We start from the raw sequence: 20,738 nt of genomic DNA, 5'->3' as shown, positions 1-20,738 counted from the left end.
ACCGCACATTCACTTCTATCCACTTGCTAGTGCGGATCAGGCTCAATTGAGTTCCAACAAATGATCATGGCTGCTGATCAACTGGTTGATCGGCCGCGACTAGTCATGTCATGAGCCGTGCTGCGATGCTCTAAGGACAGAGTGCTACGAGCGGGTTCGCGACTGGGAAATTATCCACAGTCGTATACGTGTACTGGATCTCACCGCCCAGGCGAACGAAGGCAGATAGTTCCTCCGCACGACAGACATAGTTTTTGGTCATTTCATCGATCTTCTGGACATAGACCGGCCGCGAGACGCCAGCAGCCAACAATTTGGCGTCTACTTCCGCATCGGTCTGAGCCCAGGTGGCGTTGAAAACGATCCTTGGCCCGATTGCGATGATGCTCCGAACGGAGATGTTCGAACTGATCAGCATGGGCAATGCTGGAGCCATTTCGGTTTGCATTTTTTTTGCGTAGGCGCAGACGTCGGTCTTGGTGTACTTCGAGAGGCATTCATTTGCCGTCGCCACCCTTGGCCATGTCAGCAGGATCGCCAACGGGACGTGCATCAATCGCAATCCATCCAAAGTATTCTCCTCGCCCGATCTTGGCCTGCACAGAGGAGCATCTATCCTATTTGTGTTCACAGTGCCACGAGCAGCTTGTGCCCGACCGGCAATAGTGCTCTGTCTGAAATACTTTGGGAGGGCAATAAAATGAAAACAACATTTCTCGCGGCTATGGCCGCTGCAATAATCGCTTGCGCGACCGGCGCGTTTGCACACAGTGGCGGCACTGATGCCAACGGTTGCCATACCAACCATAAGACCGGCGCGTATCACTGTCACTGAAGGTCACGCCTTTCTGAGGGACACAAACATGCTGAAGAACATCATGTCAGCTCCGCTGGGCCTCCTCTTCATGCTGGGCGGGCCGATCACCTACGTGATGAATGTCGTCGACACATGGCAGGGCCATGCATCAGTGGTCGTAAAAATCCTGATTAACTTGAGCCTGGATGCGATGTTGGCGTTCATTTGGCCGATCACTTGGGCAATCTGGCTTTTCAAATATATGGCGGGCGCCGAAACTCCACTAACAACCGTGCTGGGCGTTTGAGGATCAAGTTTGCTGAAAATAATGCTTTTCGACGCCGGCCGGAACGGTCCGGTTGGTCTGCATCTGTGTAGCTATTGCCTCGCTGCTGGCGGTAGCGCCATGGCCGTACGGCTATTACCAATTCCTCCGCGTGGTGGTCTTTTTCGCCGGGATCTACTGCGGAGCCATGGTGTGGCGATCAGGCCCTGAAAATCGCACCCTGGCTTGGGCGCTGTTTGGAGCGGCAGCGATCTTCAACCCGTTCATGCCGGTTCATTTGCCGCGCGAGCTGTGGGCAATCTTCAACGTCGCAGCGGCTACTCTGTTCGGCTTTGTCGCATACCGGCACCGGAATTAAGCCGATAATCTGAGATGGCCAAGAGTGGACCTGAGACGCCGAAGGTCAAGGCGCGCCCGAGGGTCACCGTGTCACAGCCGTTGGCGCTTTATGCGGGAGATCTCCTCGAGCGGACGAAGGAGTACTTCGAGGCTTTCAACCATCTAGGCTCGGAGTCGGAAAAGGCGCATCTTTTTGCCCGTTATTTTCTATTTTCGCATGCCCTAGATGTGGAGCTTCAACAGGTTGTCCTCGATCAGGGCGAGGCGACTGATAGGCGTTTTTGACTTTAGGCTGCCATGTGGACGATGCCAATTGTATCTGTGCAGCCAGACAGGCAGTTCGGCGGCACGATGATCGGATGTCGGATAGGCAATGGCGTAGGCCCATTCGCGCAGTGCTGTCTGGATGAAGCGCTCGGCCTTGCCATTGGTCTTGGGCGTATAGGGTCTTGTCGTGACGTGCTTGAGGCCGAGATCGCGGCAGGCCTTGGCGAAGGCCTTTGATCTGTAGCAGGAGCCGTTGTCGGTCATGACGCGGGCTATCGTGACGCCGAGGCTGGCGTAATAGGCGACCGCGGCCTTGAGGAAGGCGATGGCGCACTCCTTTTTCTCGTCGGGCAGGATTTGCGAGAAGGCGATGCGGGACGCGTCGTCGATGCAGACATGGACGAACTCCCAGCCGGCGCCGCGCGACTTGCCCTTTTGCGGATCGCCGGTGATACGATGGCCGACTTGGCTGAAGCGGCCGAGCTTCTTGATGTCGATATGGATCATCTCGCCGGGATGCTCCCGCTCGTAGCGCCGGACCGGTTCGGCCGGCTCGATATCCCTGAGCCGCGACAGCCCGGCACGCTTGAGAACCCGGCTGACGGTGGCGGGCGAGACGCCGACCTCATGGGCGATGTGCTTGCCGGTCAGCCGCTGGCGACGCAAGGCTGCGATGCGCTCGGCCACGGACTGTTCGGTCAGGCTCGGCATGACGGTGGGCCGCGACGAGCGGTCGACCATGCCGGCCCGCCCTTTGGTCTTATAGCGCTCGACCCAGCGCGCCACGATCTTGGCCGACACGCCATAGACGCGCGCCGCATGGGCTTTGGAAAAAGCGCCTTCTATCACCGATAACGCCATCTCCTCTCGACGCAGCGGTGTGAGACGGGCATTCTTGTGGATGTTCATTCGGACCCTCCGATGGATGCTGAAGCGTGGTAACTCCAGTCTCCTCGGTCCGGTCCGAATGGACAACCTCTCGAAAGCTCACACCTAGAACTCCTCTTGAAAGCGTATCTAGCTTCAAAGGGCGTGTCGAAACGCGGTCTCCGGCTCGGCTTCGGTCACAAGATCGAGGACATTTACGAAGCCGCAGTGGCCCTAGGAATGCCGCCGATTGGGAACGTGAAGATGATTGCCAACAACCTTGACCTGATGAATTCTCAGCAAGATTTTAGGTACCCGTCGGGGTACAAGCTGAATGTCCCGCCGCCGAGCTTCTGCCGAGAAACGTATAACGCTCTCCACACAGCGATCGAGCCGAGGATCCCCACCGAGGTACTGAAAGCCAACCTCAAATTTCATTGGGATTTTCGGGGGAAGACTGTCATTTGGAAGGACGAATAGCCCGAGGATGATCTTCCCCATCTACGTTGGCGTTCTTATGGCGCTGCTGTCAGCATCCGCCATTGGCGGTGGCGGCAAGGCGATCTTGTTGGGATGGCCGCCTCGCTGACAATGGCCGGGATGGGCACTCGCCGGCTGGCTAGGTTCTTAGCAGGCCATAGCCGGCTGTCTGGTGGAGATCGTCTTTCAGGGCTTTGATCGTCTGTGAAAGGTCGCGAACCTTGTCCATCAGCGTCTGAATGGTCGCCCCGATGGGCTGGATCTTAACGCCTCAATCGTCGCGAGAAGCTCAAGGTAGACGTGGTTCAATTGAACTTTCTCCCTTCGAGAGCTCTCAATGGTGATCGACATGTGCGACCAGGCTCGATCAATTGCCTGTTCGCTTATCCTTCATCGACAAGCGGACGCGTGCCGCCACCTCCCTTCCGTCACGCGAAGGACCCAGCCGGCGAGACCAGACGGCGTGCGTGGCGCAATCTTCTATGTGACGAGCGGCGAGATCGCGTGTGTCCCGCCGTGATGGGATCATCTATTCGTCGAGCGCGGCGCTGGCGCCATCATCGTCGATATCTGCAAACCCTGGGATGATCCAGCAGCTTCTCCTTCGACAGCAGCCCGGCGTCCTCGAGCGCCTCGAAATCCGGCAGCTGGCGCAGCGTGTCGAGCCCGAACTGCGACAGAAAAGTTTTGGTCGTCACATAGGTGTAGGGCGCGCCCGGCTGCGGGCTGCGCGGCCCCGAGGCGACCAGCTGCTCAGCGCGCAGCACGCCGATCAGGTCACGTGACACCTCCTTGCCGAAAAAGCTCGACAGCTCGCCACGGGTGATCGGCTGGAAATAGGCAATGCACATCAAGACAAGCGCCTCCGCCTGCGACAGTTCTTTTGCTCCCTCGCCCGCTGCCGTGCCGAAGGCTGCGTGAATGGCGTCGCCAAAAACCTTTTTGGTCCGGTGCTGCCAGCCGCCGGCGACCGCGACCAGCTCGTAAGGGCGGCCGGCGAGTTCGGCGCGAATGTCGTCGATGATCAGCTCGATATTGCAGTTTTTTCCCACCACCCGCGCGAGGACACTACGTGTCACCGGTTCATTTGCCGCAAAGATCACCGCTTCGACGCGGGCCATCCATTCGCACCAGCGCAGCTCCGGCGGCAGATGTTCCAGTTCGGTGTCGAGCAGCGCCGGCTGATCGTTTGGCTTGCGGCGGGCGGACGCTTCGCTCATCGCTACAGCCCGAACAGCCGGAATGTGGGGCGGCCGGAGAGCTCGCGCACGACCTCCAGTTGCTGCAGCCGTTCGAACAGCCGTCGCGATGCAAAGCGCGACAGATTGTCCGTCGTCAGCGATCCGGACACGGCGTCTTCACTGAGCAGCAGAAAGATTACGTCGCCGGCGCCTTTGGCGCGCAGTTTCGGCGCCACCGCCAGGAGTTTTTCGGCCCGGCGCGACAGCTCGGCGGCCAACCGACAAGCGTCCGCGGCGGCCGCGACGAGCGCGATGCAAACCGCCCGCTCAAAATTCTTGTCCCCGGGCCGGATGCGCCGGCCACCGCCGGCCTCGGTGCGGAAAGATGGTCCAAAACCCTGCGCCATTAGGAGCGGCAGGGGCTGCGGCCAGCCCAGGCGTTGCGCCAGTACCAGGTCGGCGAGCCACCAGCCAAAGACTTCGGCATCGGGACGCATGGCGACGACCTCAGCGGCGATCGCCGCGGCGTCGAATGGCGCCGACCGCTGGGATACCCCGAGTTTTTCGATCTGCGTGCAAAGGTCGGCGAGCGCGGCGCCGTCCCAATGGAGGCCAAGCTGGTCGAGTATCTTCCCGAGCCGGCCGGGCGTAGCGGCGGGCGGCTGCCTGGCCAACTGCCGCCAGGCGCCAAAGACGGCGCCTGCGGGACCGGGGTCAGCACGTAGGGGACGCAAATGCCAGGCATCGCGCAAGGCGGCCGCATCCTCGGCGCGGCCGGCGAGCCGCATGCTGGAGGCGGCGCAGCGAACCGCCAGCCGCTGCCGCCAAGCGCCGGCCCAGGCTGCCTGCGCGCGGGCGAGCGTGTCGAGGGCACCCAGGGCGGCGCCGGCCCGGAAGGCGGCGTCGCCGTCACTCGGCGCGCCGGCGCTTGTGATCGCCCACGCGGGAACGGAGGGCGGCGCAGAGGAGCTGGCGGTCGCGGGATCGAGGCGAATCATAATTTGGAGAGTAAAGTGCCGGTGCGCTTTTCGCCATGATTTTCGTGCCAAAACGCACAGCCTGTCGGATCAGCACAACGACTGATAGTGTTGCATTATCAATCTCTTCACGAGTTCGTCCCTGCTAAGCCATTTGGCCAACAAGTAAGTCTCGACAGGGCACCTTTTTGCGCAGCCGGACGAAACTCCGTTCGGAAATGTGCCGGCTCGCGGCGTAGGAGCCTGCTCAGGTTCAGATGTCATGAAGGCATCTAACGCCCGATCTGCCGCGCAACTTCGGTCCCATATTCATTGCCGACGGGGTATCTGAGGGCGACGTTTTTTGCGGGTTTTTCCTGGTCGGCTTTGGAGGTGATGCTGGCGCCGATTGTCACAGGCTACTTCACTATCTGTTCCTTGACCGATGAGATCTTTTGCGCTGCGGCGCTCCCGTCTTTGCTGTGGGTCACCTTCTGACCCAAGCCCCAACGTACACACGCGGGAGTGTCCTACAAGCCATCGGTTTCGACAGATCGGATGGATTGGGCAGGCGAGCCCAAAAGCTGCGAGCTTAGAGCGGTTATAAATCGTAGTTGTAGCTGTGTAACAAACTGTGTAACAAAAAGCGCGAAAAGACTAGTATTTTCAGTATCATAGAGGTGAAAGGGAATCCCTCCCTCTCCGCCATCCTGCTTCGCGCTGCGCGCTTCGCAGGACAGGTTCCGAATCCCCCTCAGCGCGAAGCAGGATACCCTCCGAAGCCTTGGCGAAGGAGGGGTGCAGCAGCCCGCATGTCACCGCATGTCGCGTGACAAAAATCCAACCATGGGCGATAACAATAGCATCTCAGGGGAATCATCCTGCGGAGGACCGTTCGACATGCGCTCTGGGCGGAATCCAGCGGTGTCCGGATTGGCTGTTTGACATCGGATGACAAGATGATCGGGCGAACTATGGCGGCTGCCCTTGCAATTGTTTTTTCCTTTTTGCCTGCGCATGCGCAATCACAGCATCGTCTACCGAGCGGTTATAAATGGGGCCGCTGCCTGCTTGTTGTTCACGGTCAGACTCGCATATCCGGAAGATGCTCCTATCAAATCGAGAAGGGCGGCGATTTCAATATCCAGGGTCCTCGGCAGGTTTTTGCGGGCATCGACTATCCTGACACCAATAGTGGGGCAGGTGAAATGTCCAAAGATTACTGGGCAGTCGTATACAAGGACGGCGATCTTTGGGAAGGCTATGGGAACGCGGACATTCGCGACACTCACGGCGAGGTAGGAGATTGGGGAGAACTTCGCCGCGAAGGCGCGTGCTATGTTGGGAAGGACGTCCGCGTGTGCCTTTGGCACTAGCGGGCCCAAGGCGATCGCAGGGTCGAGTTCAGTGGGACCGATTGGTGGGTAAGCTGGTCGCCGCCCGTTGATCCATCGGACGGTCTTCCTCCCGGTCGATGCGGGCTCATGATTCGTGAGGCTACGCTGCCTTCATGGCCGATGTTCAAGCGACGCCGCCTGCCGGACTGACGCTTAGGAGAGGCCTTTGCTACCGCGACGATCACTCCGGCACGCCGGATACGCCTAGCGCCTCGAGGTAACGCTCGGCGAACGCCTTGTCTTGCCACGGGTTGATCTGTCTCTGCAGGGTGAGCGTGTAGGTCGGGAACGCCTCCATCAGCCGCCGCGCCGCTGCCCGCGCTTCGTCCAGCCGGTTGAGTTTGACCAGCGCCATGATCACCACCCGGTGCGAAGAACCGTAGTTCGGCATCTCGTGCAGCGCGCGTTCTCCCCATGCCAGCGCTTCCTCGTAGCGCTCGAGCATCAGGTAGCTCATCCCGATGCCGGAGAGCGCGATGCCCTTCTCGGGGTCGATCGGGCTCAGCCGCATCGCTCTGTGAAAGTGCTCGATCGCGACGAGCGGGCGGCCGGAATGCGCGTTCACCCAGCCACTGCCCGTATGGCCCTGCGCCGAATTGGGGTTGAGCAGCAAAGATCGTTCGATGGTGCGCAGCGCCATCTCGTAGTCCTTCGCGCTGTAGGCGATCACCTGCGCGGCGAAGCGCAGGCTCGTGGGGTCGTCACGCGCTTCCGCCAACACCTCGCGCGCCATGCGCGCGGCGACTCTGGTATCGTCGGGCTCGTGCCAGCACTGACTTACGGACAGGCTGCGGATATAGGCGCCGAGTGCCTTCGCCAGGTTGAAGCCGGGGTCGATGCTGAGCGCCTCGTTGGTGAGCCGGCGCACGTCGGCAAAGCCTTCGCGTGTCATGCTGTAGAAGCGCGGCAGGGCGCGAAGGTAGAGGTCGTAGGCGCTGATGTAGTCGGTCGGCTTCATGCGCGCCTGCTTGATCTCCTCCAGCCGGATGCTCGGCTCGACAGCGCCGACGACGCTCTCGGTCACCTTGTCCTGCAGGTCGAAGATGTCGCTCACGTCGCCCTCGAAGCGGTCGGCCCAGACATGGTGTCCGCTGATCGCGTCCACCAACTGCCCGCTGATGCGCACCCGCGATCCGGCTCTGCGGATGCTGCCTTCGAGCACGTAGCGGACGCCCAGCTCGCGCCCGACCTGGCGCAGATCGACCGCCCGGCCCTTGTAGGTGAAGGACGAGTTGCGGGCGATCACGAAGAAGGAGTTCACCCGGCTCAATCCGGTGATGATGTCCTCCACCAGCCCGTCGGCGAAGTATTCCTGGTCGGGGTCGCCGCTCATGTTGGTGAAAGGCAGCACCGCGATCGAGGGTTTCTCGGGCAAGGGAGGCGGCGCAGCGCCGGCGTCGGTCTCGACGCGGTAGGCGCGCACAGGCCGCTCGATATTCTTGAGGCGCAGGTCGCCGAGCGGCGTGAAGCCGCAGTCGAGCTTGCCCTGAAGGTGGTCGTAGGCGGTACCCGAGACGACCACGCTGCCGGGATCGGCGACGCTTTCGAGGCGGGCGGCGATGTTGACCCCGTCGCCGTAGATGTCGCCGTCCTCCTCGCAGACCACGTCGCCGAGATTGACGCCGATGCGGAAGCGAATCCGCTCTTCTTCAGGCGTCTCCGCCTCATGTTCCGCCAAGGCCTGCTGGATCGCCATCGCCGTGGTCACGGCGTTGACGACGCTCGCGAACTCGCACAGCATGCCGTCGCCGGTGAGCTTGACGATCCGACCCTGGTGCTCGCGGACCAGCGGTTCGAGGAGGTCCTTGCGGTAGATCTTCAGCCGTTCGAGCGTGCCGCGCTCGTCGCGCTCCGTCAGCCGCGAATAGCCGACCACGTCGCAAGCCAGGATCGCTGCGAGGCGGCGCTGCGCGGTCATTGCGTCGCCCGGCCAAGCGCCCGCACGCGGCCCGCCCCGCGTCCATGTCCCGCCAACCTCCAGACGCGCCACGCGCATGTTATCCATCTCTCCCAGTCTCCGCCCGTCGCCGATACAGAACGGAGAACGCAGCCTGACCTTGCCTTCACGAGATTTCGCTATCCCGCTTGCGAGGCGTGGAGCGTTCCGGTCGCGGCGCTAACGCCCAACCGACGACACGCCCACGCGGCCTCCGGGGACGCTGACGCGCCACTCCCGGAAGGCCGGGGATATTTCCTGCTCTGTGTAACCGGTTGACGCCACCGTGGCGGCGCTTTTGTATCGGGCATCACACCGGACGTTCGGCATCGAGACGCGCCAGCACCGGCCGGTGGCAGCAACAAACCCGGCCGCCGCCGCATCCTCGGTATGAAGCAGGATGCACATTCAACCCCGCTGATGTGTTATATATTTCATGGAAGGGGCTCCCCGCGCATGAAATGCGACTGGAACGAGCAGGTAAAGCCGCAACTTGATTGAGAGTGCGCGCGATGAGGTTCTGGGCCGCCATTGTTGGTTTGTTCTTCCTGGCCGCGGCCGATCTGCTGCAGGCGGACGCCCTTGCCGCCGGCAGCAATCGGGTCGCCCTGGTCATCGGCAACAGCAAATATGTCTACGCGCCGACCCTTCCCAATCCTGCCGGCGATGCGCGGCTGATGGCCGATGTGCTGCGCAAGGCGGGGTTCAACGTCATCGAAGGCGTGGATCTCGACTATGCCGGAATGCGTGACCGGCTGAACAAGTTCACCGAGGCCTCCTACGACGCCGATACCGCGCTGATCTACTACGCCGGCCACGGCATGCAGGTGAACGGCAAGAATTACCTGATCCCGATCGACGCCGAGCTCACAGCCCCGGCGCATCTCAAGACCAGAACCATCCAGATGGACGAGCTGCTCGCCGCGCTCCCGCCCGACCCAGCCGTGGGCATCGTCATCCTCGATGCCTGTCGCGACAATCCGCTGGCGAGGACCCTGGCGGCGTCCTTGCCGAAGAGCCGCTCGACCACCGCACCGGGCCTGGCGCCCATCGATGTCAGCGGGTCGGAAGTTGGCTCCGGCGGCGTGCTGATCGCCTTTGCGACCGATCCCGGAGCCGTATCCTACGACGGCAATGGCGCCAACAGCCCCTACACGATGTCGCTTGCCCGGCATCTTGCCGAGCCGGGCGTGGAAATCCAGAGCGCGCTGACCCGCGTTCGCGGCGAAGTGACGGCGGAAACGGATGGGCGTCAGCGGCCATGGCACAATGCCTCGCTCGGCCGCGAGGTCTTTATCGGCCCGCAGACGCCGCCACCGGCCGCCGCTGCTCCGCAGCCGTCCGCAACCGAGACTCCGGCCGAGCCGCCAAATTCGGACGCGCGCGGATGGGAAATCGAGCAGCGCGTGTGGGACGAAGCCTCCAAGCGCAACACGCTGGCGCACTACGAGGCCTATCTTCAGCAATTCCCCAACGGAGCGTTCGCCGACCTCGCCCGCCTCAACATCAATCAGTTGAAGAAGCCGCCGATCACTGTCGGAAATACGCCGGCTGCCGACGCCAAGACAGAGGGCGACGCGGCGCGATCGGCCGCAGCGGCGCAACCTCCGGCCGCGGCCGCCAATCCGGAAACCGACGCGGGGACTGAACCGACGGAAAGCGCGATCGGGCTTGGTCGTCAGGATAGGATCGATCTGCAGGAGAGGCTGCTGGCGATCGGTTACGACCTGGACGAGGCCGACGGCGATTTCGGCAGCAAGACGCGCCAAGCCATCGGCCGATGGCAGGAAGAAAACCGCTTGCCGGCGACCACCTACCTTACGCAAAAGCAATATGCCCGGCTGAAGCTCGACACGGACGATGCCCTGAAGAACTACCGCGCCCAAAAAGCGTCGGAGGCCGAAGCGAAGAAGCAGGAAGGCGCCACGTCGCAAAAGGCGCAGAAGCCGCAACCGGTCGTCCGCGCGAAGCCGAGACGCGAACAGCAACGCGAAGCCGCCAATCCAAGACCGGCGCTGAAATCCAAGCCGGCGCAGCGAAAGTCCGGATACCGCACCTGCAGCGGCATCGACGGCACCTTCGAGGTTCCCGCATCACAGAGATGCCCGTTGAGCGGCTACGCGCATTATTGAATGGATGGCGGCCCCGCGGACCTATCCCAGCGTCGCCAGACGTTCGATGAAACGGCCTTTGCCGGCATGGCGCTCCCGGATCGATTGAAGCCGGAGGCGGAATTCCTCGACACCGTCCTGTCTTTCGGCGAGCGCCAGCAGATCGGAAAGAAGGGCTGCTGCCTTGTCATATCCGGCGGGATTGCGTCGCCCGATTTCATCCTCGACGTCGCTCCAGATGCTTTCGCCCCGGCCGCGAATGGCCTCGAGCCGCACTTCACGCGCCTTCTCGGCCGCCTCCGCCTCCAGTCGCCGCTGCGCTTCCGCCAGTTCCGCCTCGGCGCGCTCGCGGGCAAGGCGGATCTCGCGGGCGCGGTTCAACACGTCCGCGGCTGTGCGCGGAGCGCCGGGCGAGATTGCCGTCTGGAGTTCCGAGCGCGCCCGCACCAAGGCTCGCAACTCTGCTGTCACATGCGGCTCGCCATTGAAAATCCGCATGAGCAGGCTGGTTTTCTCCGCGTCGCTCATCGCCGCGACTATTCGCCCGGCCGTCTCCGGCGGCAACCTGTCCGGAGCTGCTGCCGAGCTCTGTTCCGCGGCTGCCTGGAGAAGATCCTGATCGATGCAGAAGAATTCGGCGAAGCCCGCGAGCGCGCCGGTCAGCGGTCCTATTCCGGGCATCGGCTCCGGTTCGTCCGGCTCGACCGCTTCGGCTTCGACGTCCATGAGCCAAATCAGATAAAACAACCTGAGGTCGCCGGCGAGCACGTCGGCCCGGAGCGGCGACAGGTTCGCTAGCCAACCCTCGCCATCATCCCATTCGCCGGGCTCCAGTTCGTCGCGCCAAATGCTCAAGACGACATTCTCGCCGGCGATCCTGAGCACGGAATAGTCGTTATTTCCGAGAAACGCGCCGAGGTGATCCCGGTCGACCAGCCGGGTCGGCAGCTTCATCATCAAGCGGCGCGAGCCCCAATTCGCCAGGTAGAGGTGAAGATCGAACCAGTGCTCCATGAGTTGGTCCGGATCGCCCTTGAAGTCGCCCCACTCGTAGAAATTGGTGAAGCTGGTGGCCGTGATGCGCGCCCGTGACGACAGGTCGCGAAGCGCCCGGCGATCCGCGTCGCCGAGTGGTCGATCGATCGCCTGGAATTCATAATATTGGTATTCGCTCATTGCCGCTCGGACCGGATGCAGGAAGTCGTCGGTTTCAAGGATTCGCGGGGCTTCTGCAAGGTCTACATCATGTGGAGCCACCACCGTTGCCCGTCTGCCCCATCCAGAACCCCTGCAGTCCTGCATATTCTTCAGAAACACCGAGCACGCCATCAAAATTGTGGTACGAAGCGCATCCGCCTCGGATGAGCGTTTGCAAGGCGACTGATCCGCCGTAGACTTGGCGGAAACCAGCGCGCGAGGATGAGATGAGGAAGGAAGAAGTCGAAAGGCTCTTCGGTGGCGGCAGGGAGGACTTCGACCTTGGCCCGATAGAAGACTACCTTCATGCGGTGGCGACCGAGCGCGAAGTGCCGGATGTCGCGATCGGGCTCTGCACGATGAGGATCGAGGAATCCGCTCCCCCGCTGCGCGCGGTCCTCGAGCGCGCCGCCAAAGGAGAGGCGCTGTCGGACGACGAAGAGATGCTGGTCTTCAGAGGCCTGTACATTCTCGGCGGAGCCCGGGACAGCCAGGCATGCCAACCCTTGCTGCGCTTGTTACGCCGTCCCACGGAGGAAACCAACTGGCTGCTTGGCGATACCATAACCGAAACCTTGTCGCGCATCGTCGCGGGCGTGTTCGATGGCGACGCCGACGCGCTGTTCGGCATCATCGCCGACCGCTCCGTCGACGAATTCATCCGCGACGCGGTGTTTGGCGCGGTGACCTTTTTGACCTGGGAAGGTCGTATCGAGCGCGATCGGACACGGCATTTCGTGGAGCGGTTCTACCGGGAGAGGCTGGCCGACGACTGGGATTACGCCTGGGTCGGCTGGCTGCAGGCGATTTCGATGCTTGCCCTGCGAGACCTCGTTCCGCTTGCCTACAGCGCCTGGGACGAGGGCCGTATACCGGAAGACGTGCTTGAACGCAGCGATTTCGAAAGCGACCTGCGGGACGCCGCACAGCAGCCCGAAGACATCGGCCGGTTCGACCGCGCCAGTCTGAGTTACATCGAGGATGTTCTCGTGGCGCTGGATTGGACTCGTGGCCTTGGCGACTACGACGACTTCGAGCTTGAGGATGACGACTTCGAGCTTGGCGAGGACGACGACTGGCAGCCCTCGGGGCTAGACTGGGCGAACGCTACGCCGGTTACGAACCCCTGGCGTGACGTTGGGCGCAACGATCCCTGTCCCTGTGGAAGCGGCAAGAAATTCAAGAAATGCTGCCTCACCAACTGAGGATCGTAGGGCGCCTGGCGGCTGAGTCGCCGAAGATTCAGCCTCCAGAATTATGCGCCGCTATCGCGCTCAAGAAGATCTCGCCGAACTCCCTGAGCTTTGCCTCGCCGACGCCGTTCACCTCGGCGAAGGCATCGAGGTCGCGCGGGCGGCGCTCGGCCATGTCGATCAGCGTGCGGTCGGAAAAGACGACATAGGCCGGCACCTGGCGTTCCTTCGCCAGACGCAGCCGCAGCGCCTTCAGCGTGGCGAGCAGCGCGGAGTCCAGATCGTCGGTGCCGGCTGCGGCGGCAGCCTGGGCCGAGCGCGCCTTGTTGCGCAAGGAGCGGTGCCGTGTCTCGACGCGGTATTCGAACGCGGTCTCGCCGCGGCCGAGCGCGCGGCCGCTTTCGGAAATGGCAAGGCCGCCATAGCCGTCCGGGTCCGGCATCAGGAACCCGCCCGCCACGAGCTGGCGGATCAGCGACAGCCATGCGGGCCGCTTGTGCGCCGCGCCGGTGCCGAAGCTGGCAAGCCTTTGATGGCCCCTGGCCAGCACTTTCTCGGTCTCGTGGCCGAGCAGGATGTCGACGATATGCGAGGCGCCGAACCGCTCGCCGGTTTGCGCGATGGCCGAAAGGATGATGCGCGCCTCGGCGCTGCCGTCCGCGCGCGGCGCCTGGTTGAGGCAGTTGTCACAATTGCCGCAAGGCTGCGCCGTCTCGCCGAAATAGCCGAGCAGGACCTGGCGGCGGCACTGCGCCGTCTCGCAATAGCCGATCAGCGTGTCCAGCCGGCCGTGCGAACGCCGTTTGTGCTCGGGCGAGGCATCCTCGTCGTCAATGAACAGGCGGCGCGTGCGGATGTCGCCGAGGCCGTAGAGCATATGCGCTTCGGCCGACCGCCCGTCGCGGCCGGCGCGGCCGATCTCCTGGTAATAGGCCTCTAGGCTCGCCGGCAGGTCGGTGTGGAAGACATAGGCCACGTCCGGCTTGTCGATGCCCATGCCGAAGGCGATCGTCGCCACCATGACGACGCCCGAGAGCGTCATGAAGGCGTTCTGATTGGCCTCGCGCGCGTCCTTGCTCATGCCGGCATGGTAGGCGAGCGCGGTGACCCCGTTTTTTTCGAGGAAGGCCGCCATCTCCTCGGTCTTGCGGCGCGACAGGCAATAGACGATGCCGCTCTGCCCCGCATGGCGCTCGACGAAGCGCAGCAGCTGGCGCTTGCTGTCCTGCTTCGGCTCGATGGCGAGCCTGATGTTCGGCCGGTCGAAGCCCAGCACCAGCGTGTCGACGCGGTCGGCAAACAGCCGCGCCGAGATGTCGGTGCGCGTCGCCTCGTCCGCGGTCGCCGTCAGCGCGATGATCGGCACCTTCGCAAAAATGTCGCGCAGCCGCGCAAGGTCCTCATATTCGCGCCGGAAGGCCGGCCCCCATTGCGAGATGCAATGCGCCTCGTCGATGGCGATAAGCCGGATGTCGAGCCTGGCGAGCGCGTCGAGCATCCGTTCGGTCATCAGCCGCTCCGGCGCGAGGTAGAGCAGGCGCGTCTGGCCCGACGCGACCCGGCGCCATGCCGCGACATTGGCGTCGCGGTCGAGCGAGGAATTGATCGTGTCGGCGGCGACGCCGGCGAGCCGCAGCGCCGCGACCTGATCCTGCATCAGCGCCACCAGCGGCGAGACGACGATGGTGAGCCCGCCGAGCACCAGCGCCGGAACCTGGTAGCAGAGCGACTTGCCGGCGCCCGTCGGCATGACGGCCAGCACGTGACGACCGGAGAGCAGCGTCTCCATAACGTCGGCCTGGCCGGGGCGAAAATCGTCGAAGCCGAACACGTCCTTCAGCACGCGCCGCTTTGGATCGTGTCCCTCGGCAAAGAGAGCCGCCGTCGATCTTCGCCCCGCCATCGATGCTTGCATTGAGAGTGATTCCCGGATTCGGCTGAGGCAACGTTCTTAAAGCGCAGATTGCAGGAAGGCTACCAGGGGCGACAGATCAAGGCGCCGATGCGCAGCCCTCGGGCATCCCGACCAAGCCGCAGATCAGGCGGCATTGGGCAACGGGCGCGCCCGTTTGATCCTCTCGCGCTCCTTCGGATCGTGCATCGCTTCCCACAGGTCGCTGCGCCGTTGCACATTGAGCCAGAACTCGGGACTGTTGCCGAACACGCGTGCAAGGATAAGCGCGGTCGGCGCCGTGACGTTGCGACGATTGTTGCAGAGCTCGTTGACATGCTTGCGTTGCACACCCATCGCCTCCGCTAGGGCGGCTTGGGTGAGGCCCATCGGCCGCATGAATTCCTCCACCAGTATCTCGCCGATCGTCACCGGCCTGCGCTTGGTCGCCAGCATACTTCACCTATCTGTAGCTATGGTCGTCAAGATAGACGTCCGACGCTTCACCGCGGCGACCGTCCCACCGGAATACAAGCCGCCACTGCTTGTTGACACGGATCGAATGGAACCCTTCGAGGTTGCCGCGCAACTTCTCGAAATGATTGCTGGGCGGCACGCGCAGGTCCGGATCGGTCATCGCATCATCGATCATCTGAAGTTTGCGGAACAGCCGCAGTTCGAGATCGAACGGGATATTCCTGGAATGCGCGTCGTCAACGAAGAAGGCTCGCAACCACTCGTCCCGAAAGCCAAGGATCATCCTTCACCCCTCGTGAGTGATAGTACCACCCCATGGTATGATCCGCAAACGGGCCTCGCCGTTGCATTGCCTTTCCGCGCGAAGAATGGCTTCCTGTCCCGGCCCGCAGCGGAGGAACCCGGCGATGATCGATTTGGCCACATTGGCGACCTATGTCGCGATCGTGCTTGGCTTCGTCTTCATTCCAGGGCCTGCGACGCTGCTTACCGTCGCGCGGGCGACCAGTTCGGGAACCAGGGTCGGCATCGCCACCGGCGCCGGCGTCGCTGCGGGCGATGTCGTCCACACCGTCATGGCGATCTTCGGCATCTCGGCCATCATCGCCACCTCGGCGATGTTGTTTTCCATCATCAAATATGTCGGCGCGGCCTATCTCGTTTATCTTGGTATCCGCGCCATCATCGAGAAGGCGCCGGCCGATCTCGCCAGCGGCGCTTTGCCGATACCGGCCTACAAAGCGTTCCGGCAGGCCATATTGACCGAGGTGCTGAACCCGAAGACCGCGCTGTTCTTCCTTGCCTTCCTGCCCCAGTTCGTGCGCCCGGAACATGGATCGGTCGTGCTTCAGCTGACGGTCCTCGGCGCCGTCTTCGTCCTTCTCGGCCTCTTCAGCACGGTGGTCTTCGCCGTCTCCGCCGGAGGTCTCGGCTCCTTCCTGCGCCGCAACCCGGCCGTGCTGAAATGGCAGGGCAAGGTCGTCGGCGGCATATACTGCGCCCTCGGCGTGCGGCTCGCGCTGCAGCAGCGCTAAAGCATGTCTCCCGAAGTGGGAACCGGTTCGGGATAAAGACATGCGTAAAATCAAAAACCTGAAGCGCATGGAGCGAATCTGAAAGATCGCGACGCGCTTTAGAGCTGCCCCTGTCAACATCACCTGCAGCGGCGCCGTTAAACCTATCTTCACCATGTTGCGGCACCGTCATCGTCCTGCGGCGATGTTTTGAGTACCGCGGCGGCGCCACGAGCGCCCAGGCAACAAACCCGCGCTTCACGGCGCGGGTTTTCCTTTGAAAAATGGGTTCTCAGGCGAGGAAGTCGGCCCGGTAAGGCGCAAAACTGTCGACCAGCCGTCCCGCTTCCAGCGCCTTGACGCCGTGCACCAGGTTGGACGGCACGATGAAGCTGCTTCCCGCTTCCAGGATTTCCGACTTGCCGTCGACGGTGACCTCGAAGCGACCCTCGGCGACATAGCTTGCCTGCACATGCGGATGCGAATGCAGCGCGCCGACGCCGCCCTTTTCGAAGGCGAACTCGACCATCATCAGTTCGTGCGTGTGCACCAGCACGCGCCGCCTGTTGCCGTCCGGCGTCGGCTCCCAGGCCTTTTCGCCTGGATGGGAAAAGAAATCGGTCATCACGAGCTTCCGTTCAGAAATTGAAATGTCACCGCGCCAGCCAGCCGCCGTCCACCGGCATCACCGCGCCGTGCATATAGTCCGACGCCGGCGCGAGCAGGAAGACGGCCGCATCGCCGATGTCGCCGGGTCGGCCCCAGCGTCCTGCCGGAATGCGCCCGAGGATGGCGGCGCTGCGGTCGGGATCGGCACGCAGGGCCTCGGTGTTGTTGGTCTCGATATAGCCTGGCGCGATGCCGTTGACGTTGATGTCTTTCGGCGCCCATTCGCAGGCGAGCAACCGCGTGAGGCCGAGCACGCCATGTTTCGAAGCGGTGTAGGAGGCAACGCGGATGCCGCCCTGAAAACTCAACACCGAGGCGATGTTGACGATCTTGCCGCGTCGGCCGGGCTCTGCCAGCACGCGCTTGGCAAAGCTCTGGCAGAGCCGAAAGACCGTCTTCAGATTGATGTCCATAACCTCGTCCCAATCGGCCTCGGTCAAGTCGACCGCATCGGCGCGTCTTATGATGCCGGCATTGTTGACCAAGCCGTCCAGCGGCCCGCTCTCGTCCCAGACCCGGTCGAGCATGGCGGCGGCCTTGGCGGGATCGCCGAGATCGGCGGCCACCGCCTCGAACCGTCCCCCCACGGCCGCGACCTTCTCCACCGTCTCATGCATCGCCGAGCGGCCGACGCCGACGACGATGCCGCCGGCGCGTGCCACCGCCACGGCGATGCCCTGGCCGATGCCGGTGTTGGCGCCGGTGACGAGGATGCGCCTGCCGGCAAGGCTGAAGGCGGAGAGATCGCTCACCTGAGCCGATCCATCGCCACCTGGTCGACATCGGTATAGTCGACATTGTCGCCGGCCATGGCCCAGATGAAGGCATAGTTCGATGTGCCGGCGCCCGAATGGATCGACCAGCCCGGCGACAGCACTGCCTCCTCGTTGCGCATGACGATATGGCGCGTCTCTTCCGGCTCGCCCATGAAGTGGAAGACGCGCGCATCCTCGGCCAAGTCGAAATAGAGATAGGCCTCCATGCGCCTGTCATGCACATGGCAAGGCATGGTGTTCCAGACCGAGCCCGGCGCGAGCTGGGTCATGCCGACGACGAGTTGGCAGGTCTTTACCCCGTCGGCATGGATGAACTGGAAGATCGAGCGCTCGTTGCTGGTCGCCTGGCTGCCGAGGTCGAGCCGCTTCGCGTCGCCGACGCGGATCAACTGGCTGGGATACGACTGATGCGCCGGGGCGCTCAGCAGATAGAACTTGGCCGGCTTGTCCGGCTCGGCCGAAGCGAACGAGACCTGCTGCGTGGCCATGCCGAGATAGACCATGTCGCGCGCCGCCATCTCATGGGGCAGGCCATCGGCCGTCACCGTACCGGCGCCGCCGATATTGACGGCGATCATTTCGCGGCGGTCGAGGAATGCCTGGGTACCGGTCGGTTTGATGGCTTCCAGCGCCAGCACCGAATCCACCGGCATGGCGCCGCCGACGATCATGCGGTCGTAATGCGTGTAGGTCAGGTTGATACGGCCGGGCTGGAACAGCCCTTCGACGTGGAAATTGTGGCGCAGCTCGTCGGTTCCCATTGCCGCGGCCGCGGTCGGGTCGATGGCGAAGCGCGAGGAGAATTCGGTGTGTTTCTGATCCATCATCTTGCTCGAATGATCATCCAGTCGATGCCGCCGCCACCGACTTCGCGTAATAGGCCTGCCGCGCGTGCAGGCGCTCGCGGTAGCGCTGCTGGCTGGCGGTGAGATGCGCCCGCATCGCCTCGCGCGCGGCATTGGCGTCGCCCGCCGAGATCGCGTTGAGGATCACCAGGTGCTCGCGCTGCAGGCCGCGCTGGTAGTCGTCGGACTGGACGAGCTCCGTCGACCAGGGCGAGGTCACGTCGCAAGGAATGGCGCGGCGGCCGAGCACGTCCAGCATTTCGACATAGAACGGATTGTTGGTGGCGCTGGCGATCGCGCGGTGGAAGGCGAGGTCGGCCGGGCCGGTCGGCTGGCTGCCGAGCAGGAGCCGCTCGAACTCGAAGAAGGCCTCCTGGATCGCCGCCTCCTGCGCGGCGTTGCGGCGAATGGCGGCAAGGCCGGCCGATTCGATCTCGATCGCCAGCCGCACCTCGAGCACGTTGAGCGCGATCGAGTCCTTGCTCGCCATGTCGGCGGCCAGCACCCCGAGGGTGGTGGAGATGTGTTCGGTGACGAAGACGCCGGCGCCTTGGCGTGCCTCGACGAGGCCGTCGGCGGCGAGCTTGGCCAGCGCCTCGCGGACGACGGTGCGGCTGACGCCGAAGGTTTCCGTCAACTGGCCCTCGGTCGGCAGCTTGTGTCCGGGCGGAATCTCGCCCGCCAGGAGCTGCTTGCGGATTGCCGCGACCACCGTTTCCGACAGTTTCGGCTTCCGTTCGACCCTGAGGTCGGTTGTGCTATCGGCCAACTCGATCGCTCCTAATGGAAAAGGTTCGGCAGCCACAATGATATCGCCGGCACATAGGTGACAAGCATCAACACCGCGAAAGCCGCGCCGTAGAAGGGCCAGATCGACCGCATCGCCGTCCAGATCGGAATGCGGCCTATGGCGCAGCTGACGAAGAGCACGGCCCCGACCGGCGGCGTGCAGAGGCCGATGCCGAGATTGAGGATGAGGATGACGCCGAAATGCACCGGATCGACGCCGTAGGCCATGACCACCGGCAGGAAGATCGGCGTGGTGATGATGATCAGCGGTGACATGTCCATGAACGTGCCGAGGATCAGCAGGACGACATTGATCAAGAGCAGGATGACCAGCTTGTCGCCGGATATCTCCTGCAGGAAGGCGACGAGCGCCGCCGGCACCCGCAGATAGGCGAGCAGCCAGCCGAAGGCGGCGGCGCAGCCTATGATCATCAGGACCATCGCCGTCGTGCGCACCGCCGCGGTGGTGGCGGCGACGAAGTCGCTCCAGTTCATCGAGCGGTAGATGATGAGCGTGACCAGGAAGGCATAGACGATGGCGATGCAGGAGCTTTCGGTCGCCGTGAAGATGCCCGATCGAACGCCGCCGAAGATGATGCCGATCAGGACGAGGCCCGGAATGGCGCCGAAGAGCAACTGGAGCGCCCGGCCGAAACCGGCGAAAGGCTCGGTCGGATAGCCGCGCCGGCTTGCGACCAGATAGGCCGTGATCATCAGCGCGAGCGCCAGAAGCAGGCCCGGGATGACACCCGCCGTGAACAGGTCGGCGATCGAGATGCGGCCGCCGGCCGAGATCGAATAGATGATCATGTTGTGCGACGGCGGGATCAGAAGGGCGATGATGGCGCCGACCGAGGTGATGTTGACGGCATAGTCGATTCCGTAGCCGCGCGCCTTCATCTGCGGGATCATCAGCCCGCCGACGGCCGATGCATCGGCCACCGCCGAACCGGAGATGCCGCCGAACATGGTCGACGCGGCGATGTTGACTTGGCCCAAGCCGCCGCGCAGATGCCCGACGACGGAGCCGGCCAGCGCCACGAGGCGGGCGGCGATGCCGCCGCGCACCATCAGGTCGCCGGCGAAGATGAAGAACGGTATCGCCATCAACGAGAAGACGCTGACGCCCGAGTTCAGCCGCTGGAACACCACAACCGGCGGCAGGCCGAGCACGATGATCGTCGCGAAGCTTGCCACCCCGAGGCAGAACGCAATCGGCGTGCCGATGATCAGCAGGAAGACGAAAGTGCCGAAAAGCACGGTCAAGGCCAT

Annotated in this window: 20 protein-coding genes; 6 read left to right on the top strand and 14 right to left on the bottom strand. The window is 63.2% G+C overall.

Going from position 1 to position 20,738, the window contains the following annotated elements:
* Nucleotides 1-130: 130 nt before the first annotated feature.
* On the bottom strand, nt 131-571 hold the full coding sequence (locus QAZ47_RS05665) for a hypothetical protein (RefSeq protein WP_126066778.1): 441 nt from the start codon (nt 569-571) through the stop codon (nt 131-133).
* A 292-nt stretch (nt 572-863) separates the two neighbouring features.
* Here QAZ47_RS05665 and QAZ47_RS05660 point away from each other — a divergent pair, with 292 nt between their 5' ends.
* On the top strand, nt 864-1,103 hold the full coding sequence (locus QAZ47_RS05660; RefSeq protein ID WP_082826591.1) for a hypothetical protein: 240 nt from the start codon (nt 864-866) through the stop codon (nt 1,101-1,103).
* Nucleotides 1,104-1,155: 52 nt separating this feature from the next.
* Nucleotides 1,156-1,440: a DUF6804 family protein gene (locus QAZ47_RS05655; RefSeq protein ID WP_063169433.1), complete on the top strand. Its 285-nt coding sequence runs from the start codon at nt 1,156-1,158 to the stop codon at nt 1,438-1,440.
* Between the two features lie 203 nt (nt 1,441-1,643).
* Here QAZ47_RS05655 and QAZ47_RS05650 read toward each other — a convergent pair whose 3' ends face one another.
* The 3 genes from QAZ47_RS05650 to QAZ47_RS05640 all read right to left on the bottom strand — a co-directional run bounded on the left by QAZ47_RS05650 (nt 1,644) and on the right by QAZ47_RS05640 (nt 5,214).
* Nucleotides 1,644-2,597 carry an IS481 family transposase gene (locus QAZ47_RS05650; protein WP_063169434.1) on the bottom strand — a complete coding sequence of 318 codons (954 nt, stop codon included), beginning with the start codon at nt 2,595-2,597 and terminating at the stop codon, nt 1,644-1,646.
* Nucleotides 2,598-3,592: 995 nt separating this feature from the next.
* Nucleotides 3,593-4,255, bottom strand: a complete 663-nt coding sequence (locus QAZ47_RS05645) for an SMC-Scp complex subunit ScpB (RefSeq protein WP_063169436.1) — start codon at nt 4,253-4,255, stop codon at nt 3,593-3,595.
* A gap of 2 nt (nt 4,256-4,257) precedes the next feature.
* The gene (locus QAZ47_RS05640) at nt 4,258-5,214 is read right to left on the bottom strand and encodes a DUF1403 family protein (RefSeq protein ID WP_063169437.1); all 957 of its coding nucleotides are present in this window, start codon (nt 5,212-5,214) and stop codon (nt 4,258-4,260) included.
* Nucleotides 5,215-6,113: 899 nt separating this feature from the next.
* On the opposite strand from QAZ47_RS05640, the gene QAZ47_RS05635 reads away from it, so the two are divergent.
* Complete coding sequence (locus tag QAZ47_RS05635) at nt 6,114-6,548, top strand: hypothetical protein (RefSeq protein WP_278232804.1); 435 nt, start codon at nt 6,114-6,116, stop codon at nt 6,546-6,548.
* A gap of 202 nt (nt 6,549-6,750) precedes the next feature.
* Here the strand turns inward: QAZ47_RS05635 and QAZ47_RS05630 are convergent, their stop codons facing one another.
* Nucleotides 6,751-8,574 carry an adenylate/guanylate cyclase domain-containing protein gene (locus QAZ47_RS05630; RefSeq protein WP_278232803.1) on the bottom strand — a complete coding sequence of 608 codons (1,824 nt, stop codon included), beginning with the start codon at nt 8,572-8,574 and terminating at the stop codon, nt 6,751-6,753.
* 443 nt (nt 8,575-9,017) lie between these two features.
* Here QAZ47_RS05630 and QAZ47_RS05625 point away from each other — a divergent pair, with 443 nt between their 5' ends.
* Entirely contained in the window at nt 9,018-10,637 is a 1,620-nt protein-coding gene (locus QAZ47_RS05625; RefSeq protein ID WP_278232802.1) for a caspase family protein, read from the top strand.
* Nucleotides 10,638-10,658: 21 nt separating this feature from the next.
* On the opposite strand, the gene QAZ47_RS05620 is transcribed toward QAZ47_RS05625, so the two are convergent.
* On the bottom strand, nt 10,659-11,792 hold the full coding sequence (locus QAZ47_RS05620; protein ID WP_278232801.1) for a hypothetical protein: 1,134 nt from the start codon (nt 11,790-11,792) through the stop codon (nt 10,659-10,661).
* Nucleotides 11,793-12,040: 248 nt separating this feature from the next.
* Here QAZ47_RS05620 and QAZ47_RS05615 point away from each other — a divergent pair, with 248 nt between their 5' ends.
* Nucleotides 12,041-13,018 carry a DUF1186 domain-containing protein gene (locus QAZ47_RS05615; protein ID WP_278232800.1) on the top strand — a complete coding sequence of 326 codons (978 nt, stop codon included), beginning with the start codon at nt 12,041-12,043 and terminating at the stop codon, nt 13,016-13,018.
* Between the two features lie 37 nt (nt 13,019-13,055).
* Here QAZ47_RS05615 and recQ read toward each other — a convergent pair whose 3' ends face one another.
* From recQ to QAZ47_RS05600, 3 genes are all read right to left on the bottom strand, one after another.
* The gene (gene recQ / locus QAZ47_RS05610; protein WP_278232799.1) at nt 13,056-14,909 is read right to left on the bottom strand and encodes a DNA helicase RecQ; all 1,854 of its coding nucleotides are present in this window, start codon (nt 14,907-14,909) and stop codon (nt 13,056-13,058) included.
* Nucleotides 14,910-15,044: 135 nt separating this feature from the next.
* Nucleotides 15,045-15,353 carry a HigA family addiction module antitoxin gene (locus QAZ47_RS05605; protein ID WP_278206016.1) on the bottom strand — a complete coding sequence of 103 codons (309 nt, stop codon included), beginning with the start codon at nt 15,351-15,353 and terminating at the stop codon, nt 15,045-15,047.
* Nucleotides 15,354-15,360: 7 nt separating this feature from the next.
* On the bottom strand, nt 15,361-15,657 hold the full coding sequence (locus QAZ47_RS05600; protein WP_278232798.1) for a type II toxin-antitoxin system RelE/ParE family toxin: 297 nt from the start codon (nt 15,655-15,657) through the stop codon (nt 15,361-15,363).
* Nucleotides 15,658-15,781: 124 nt separating this feature from the next.
* Between QAZ47_RS05600 and QAZ47_RS05595 the strand changes: the two genes are divergently transcribed.
* A complete protein-coding gene (locus QAZ47_RS05595; RefSeq protein WP_278232797.1) occupies nt 15,782-16,408 on the top strand; it encodes a LysE family translocator in 627 nt (208 codons plus the stop codon).
* A 271-nt stretch (nt 16,409-16,679) separates the two neighbouring features.
* On the opposite strand, the gene QAZ47_RS05590 is transcribed toward QAZ47_RS05595, so the two are convergent.
* From QAZ47_RS05590 to QAZ47_RS05570, 5 genes are read right to left on the bottom strand one after another with little or no spacing between them, the layout of a single operon-like run.
* Nucleotides 16,680-17,012 carry a cupin domain-containing protein gene (locus tag QAZ47_RS05590; RefSeq protein ID WP_278232796.1) on the bottom strand — a complete coding sequence of 111 codons (333 nt, stop codon included), beginning with the start codon at nt 17,010-17,012 and terminating at the stop codon, nt 16,680-16,682.
* 28 nt (nt 17,013-17,040) lie between these two features.
* Nucleotides 17,041-17,808: a 2-dehydro-3-deoxy-D-gluconate 5-dehydrogenase KduD gene (kduD, locus tag QAZ47_RS05585; protein WP_278232795.1), complete on the bottom strand. Its 768-nt coding sequence runs from the start codon at nt 17,806-17,808 to the stop codon at nt 17,041-17,043.
* On the bottom strand, nt 17,805-18,656 hold the full coding sequence (gene kduI / locus QAZ47_RS05580) for a 5-dehydro-4-deoxy-D-glucuronate isomerase (protein WP_278207791.1): 852 nt from the start codon (nt 18,654-18,656) through the stop codon (nt 17,805-17,807). The genes kduD and kduI overlap by 4 nt, the downstream gene beginning before the upstream one ends.
* A gap of 16 nt (nt 18,657-18,672) precedes the next feature.
* Nucleotides 18,673-19,446: a FadR/GntR family transcriptional regulator gene (locus QAZ47_RS05575; RefSeq protein ID WP_278232794.1), complete on the bottom strand. Its 774-nt coding sequence runs from the start codon at nt 19,444-19,446 to the stop codon at nt 18,673-18,675.
* Between the two features lie 11 nt (nt 19,447-19,457).
* Nucleotides 19,458-20,738, bottom strand: coding sequence for a TRAP transporter large permease (locus QAZ47_RS05570; protein ID WP_278232793.1), 1,281 nt, complete (start codon nt 20,736-20,738; stop codon nt 19,458-19,460).

It is taken from the genome of Mesorhizobium sp. WSM4904 (assembly GCF_029674545.1).
Lineage (GTDB): Bacteria > Pseudomonadota > Alphaproteobacteria > Rhizobiales > Rhizobiaceae > Mesorhizobium.
This window is presented reverse-complemented; position numbering and strand designations above follow the sequence as displayed.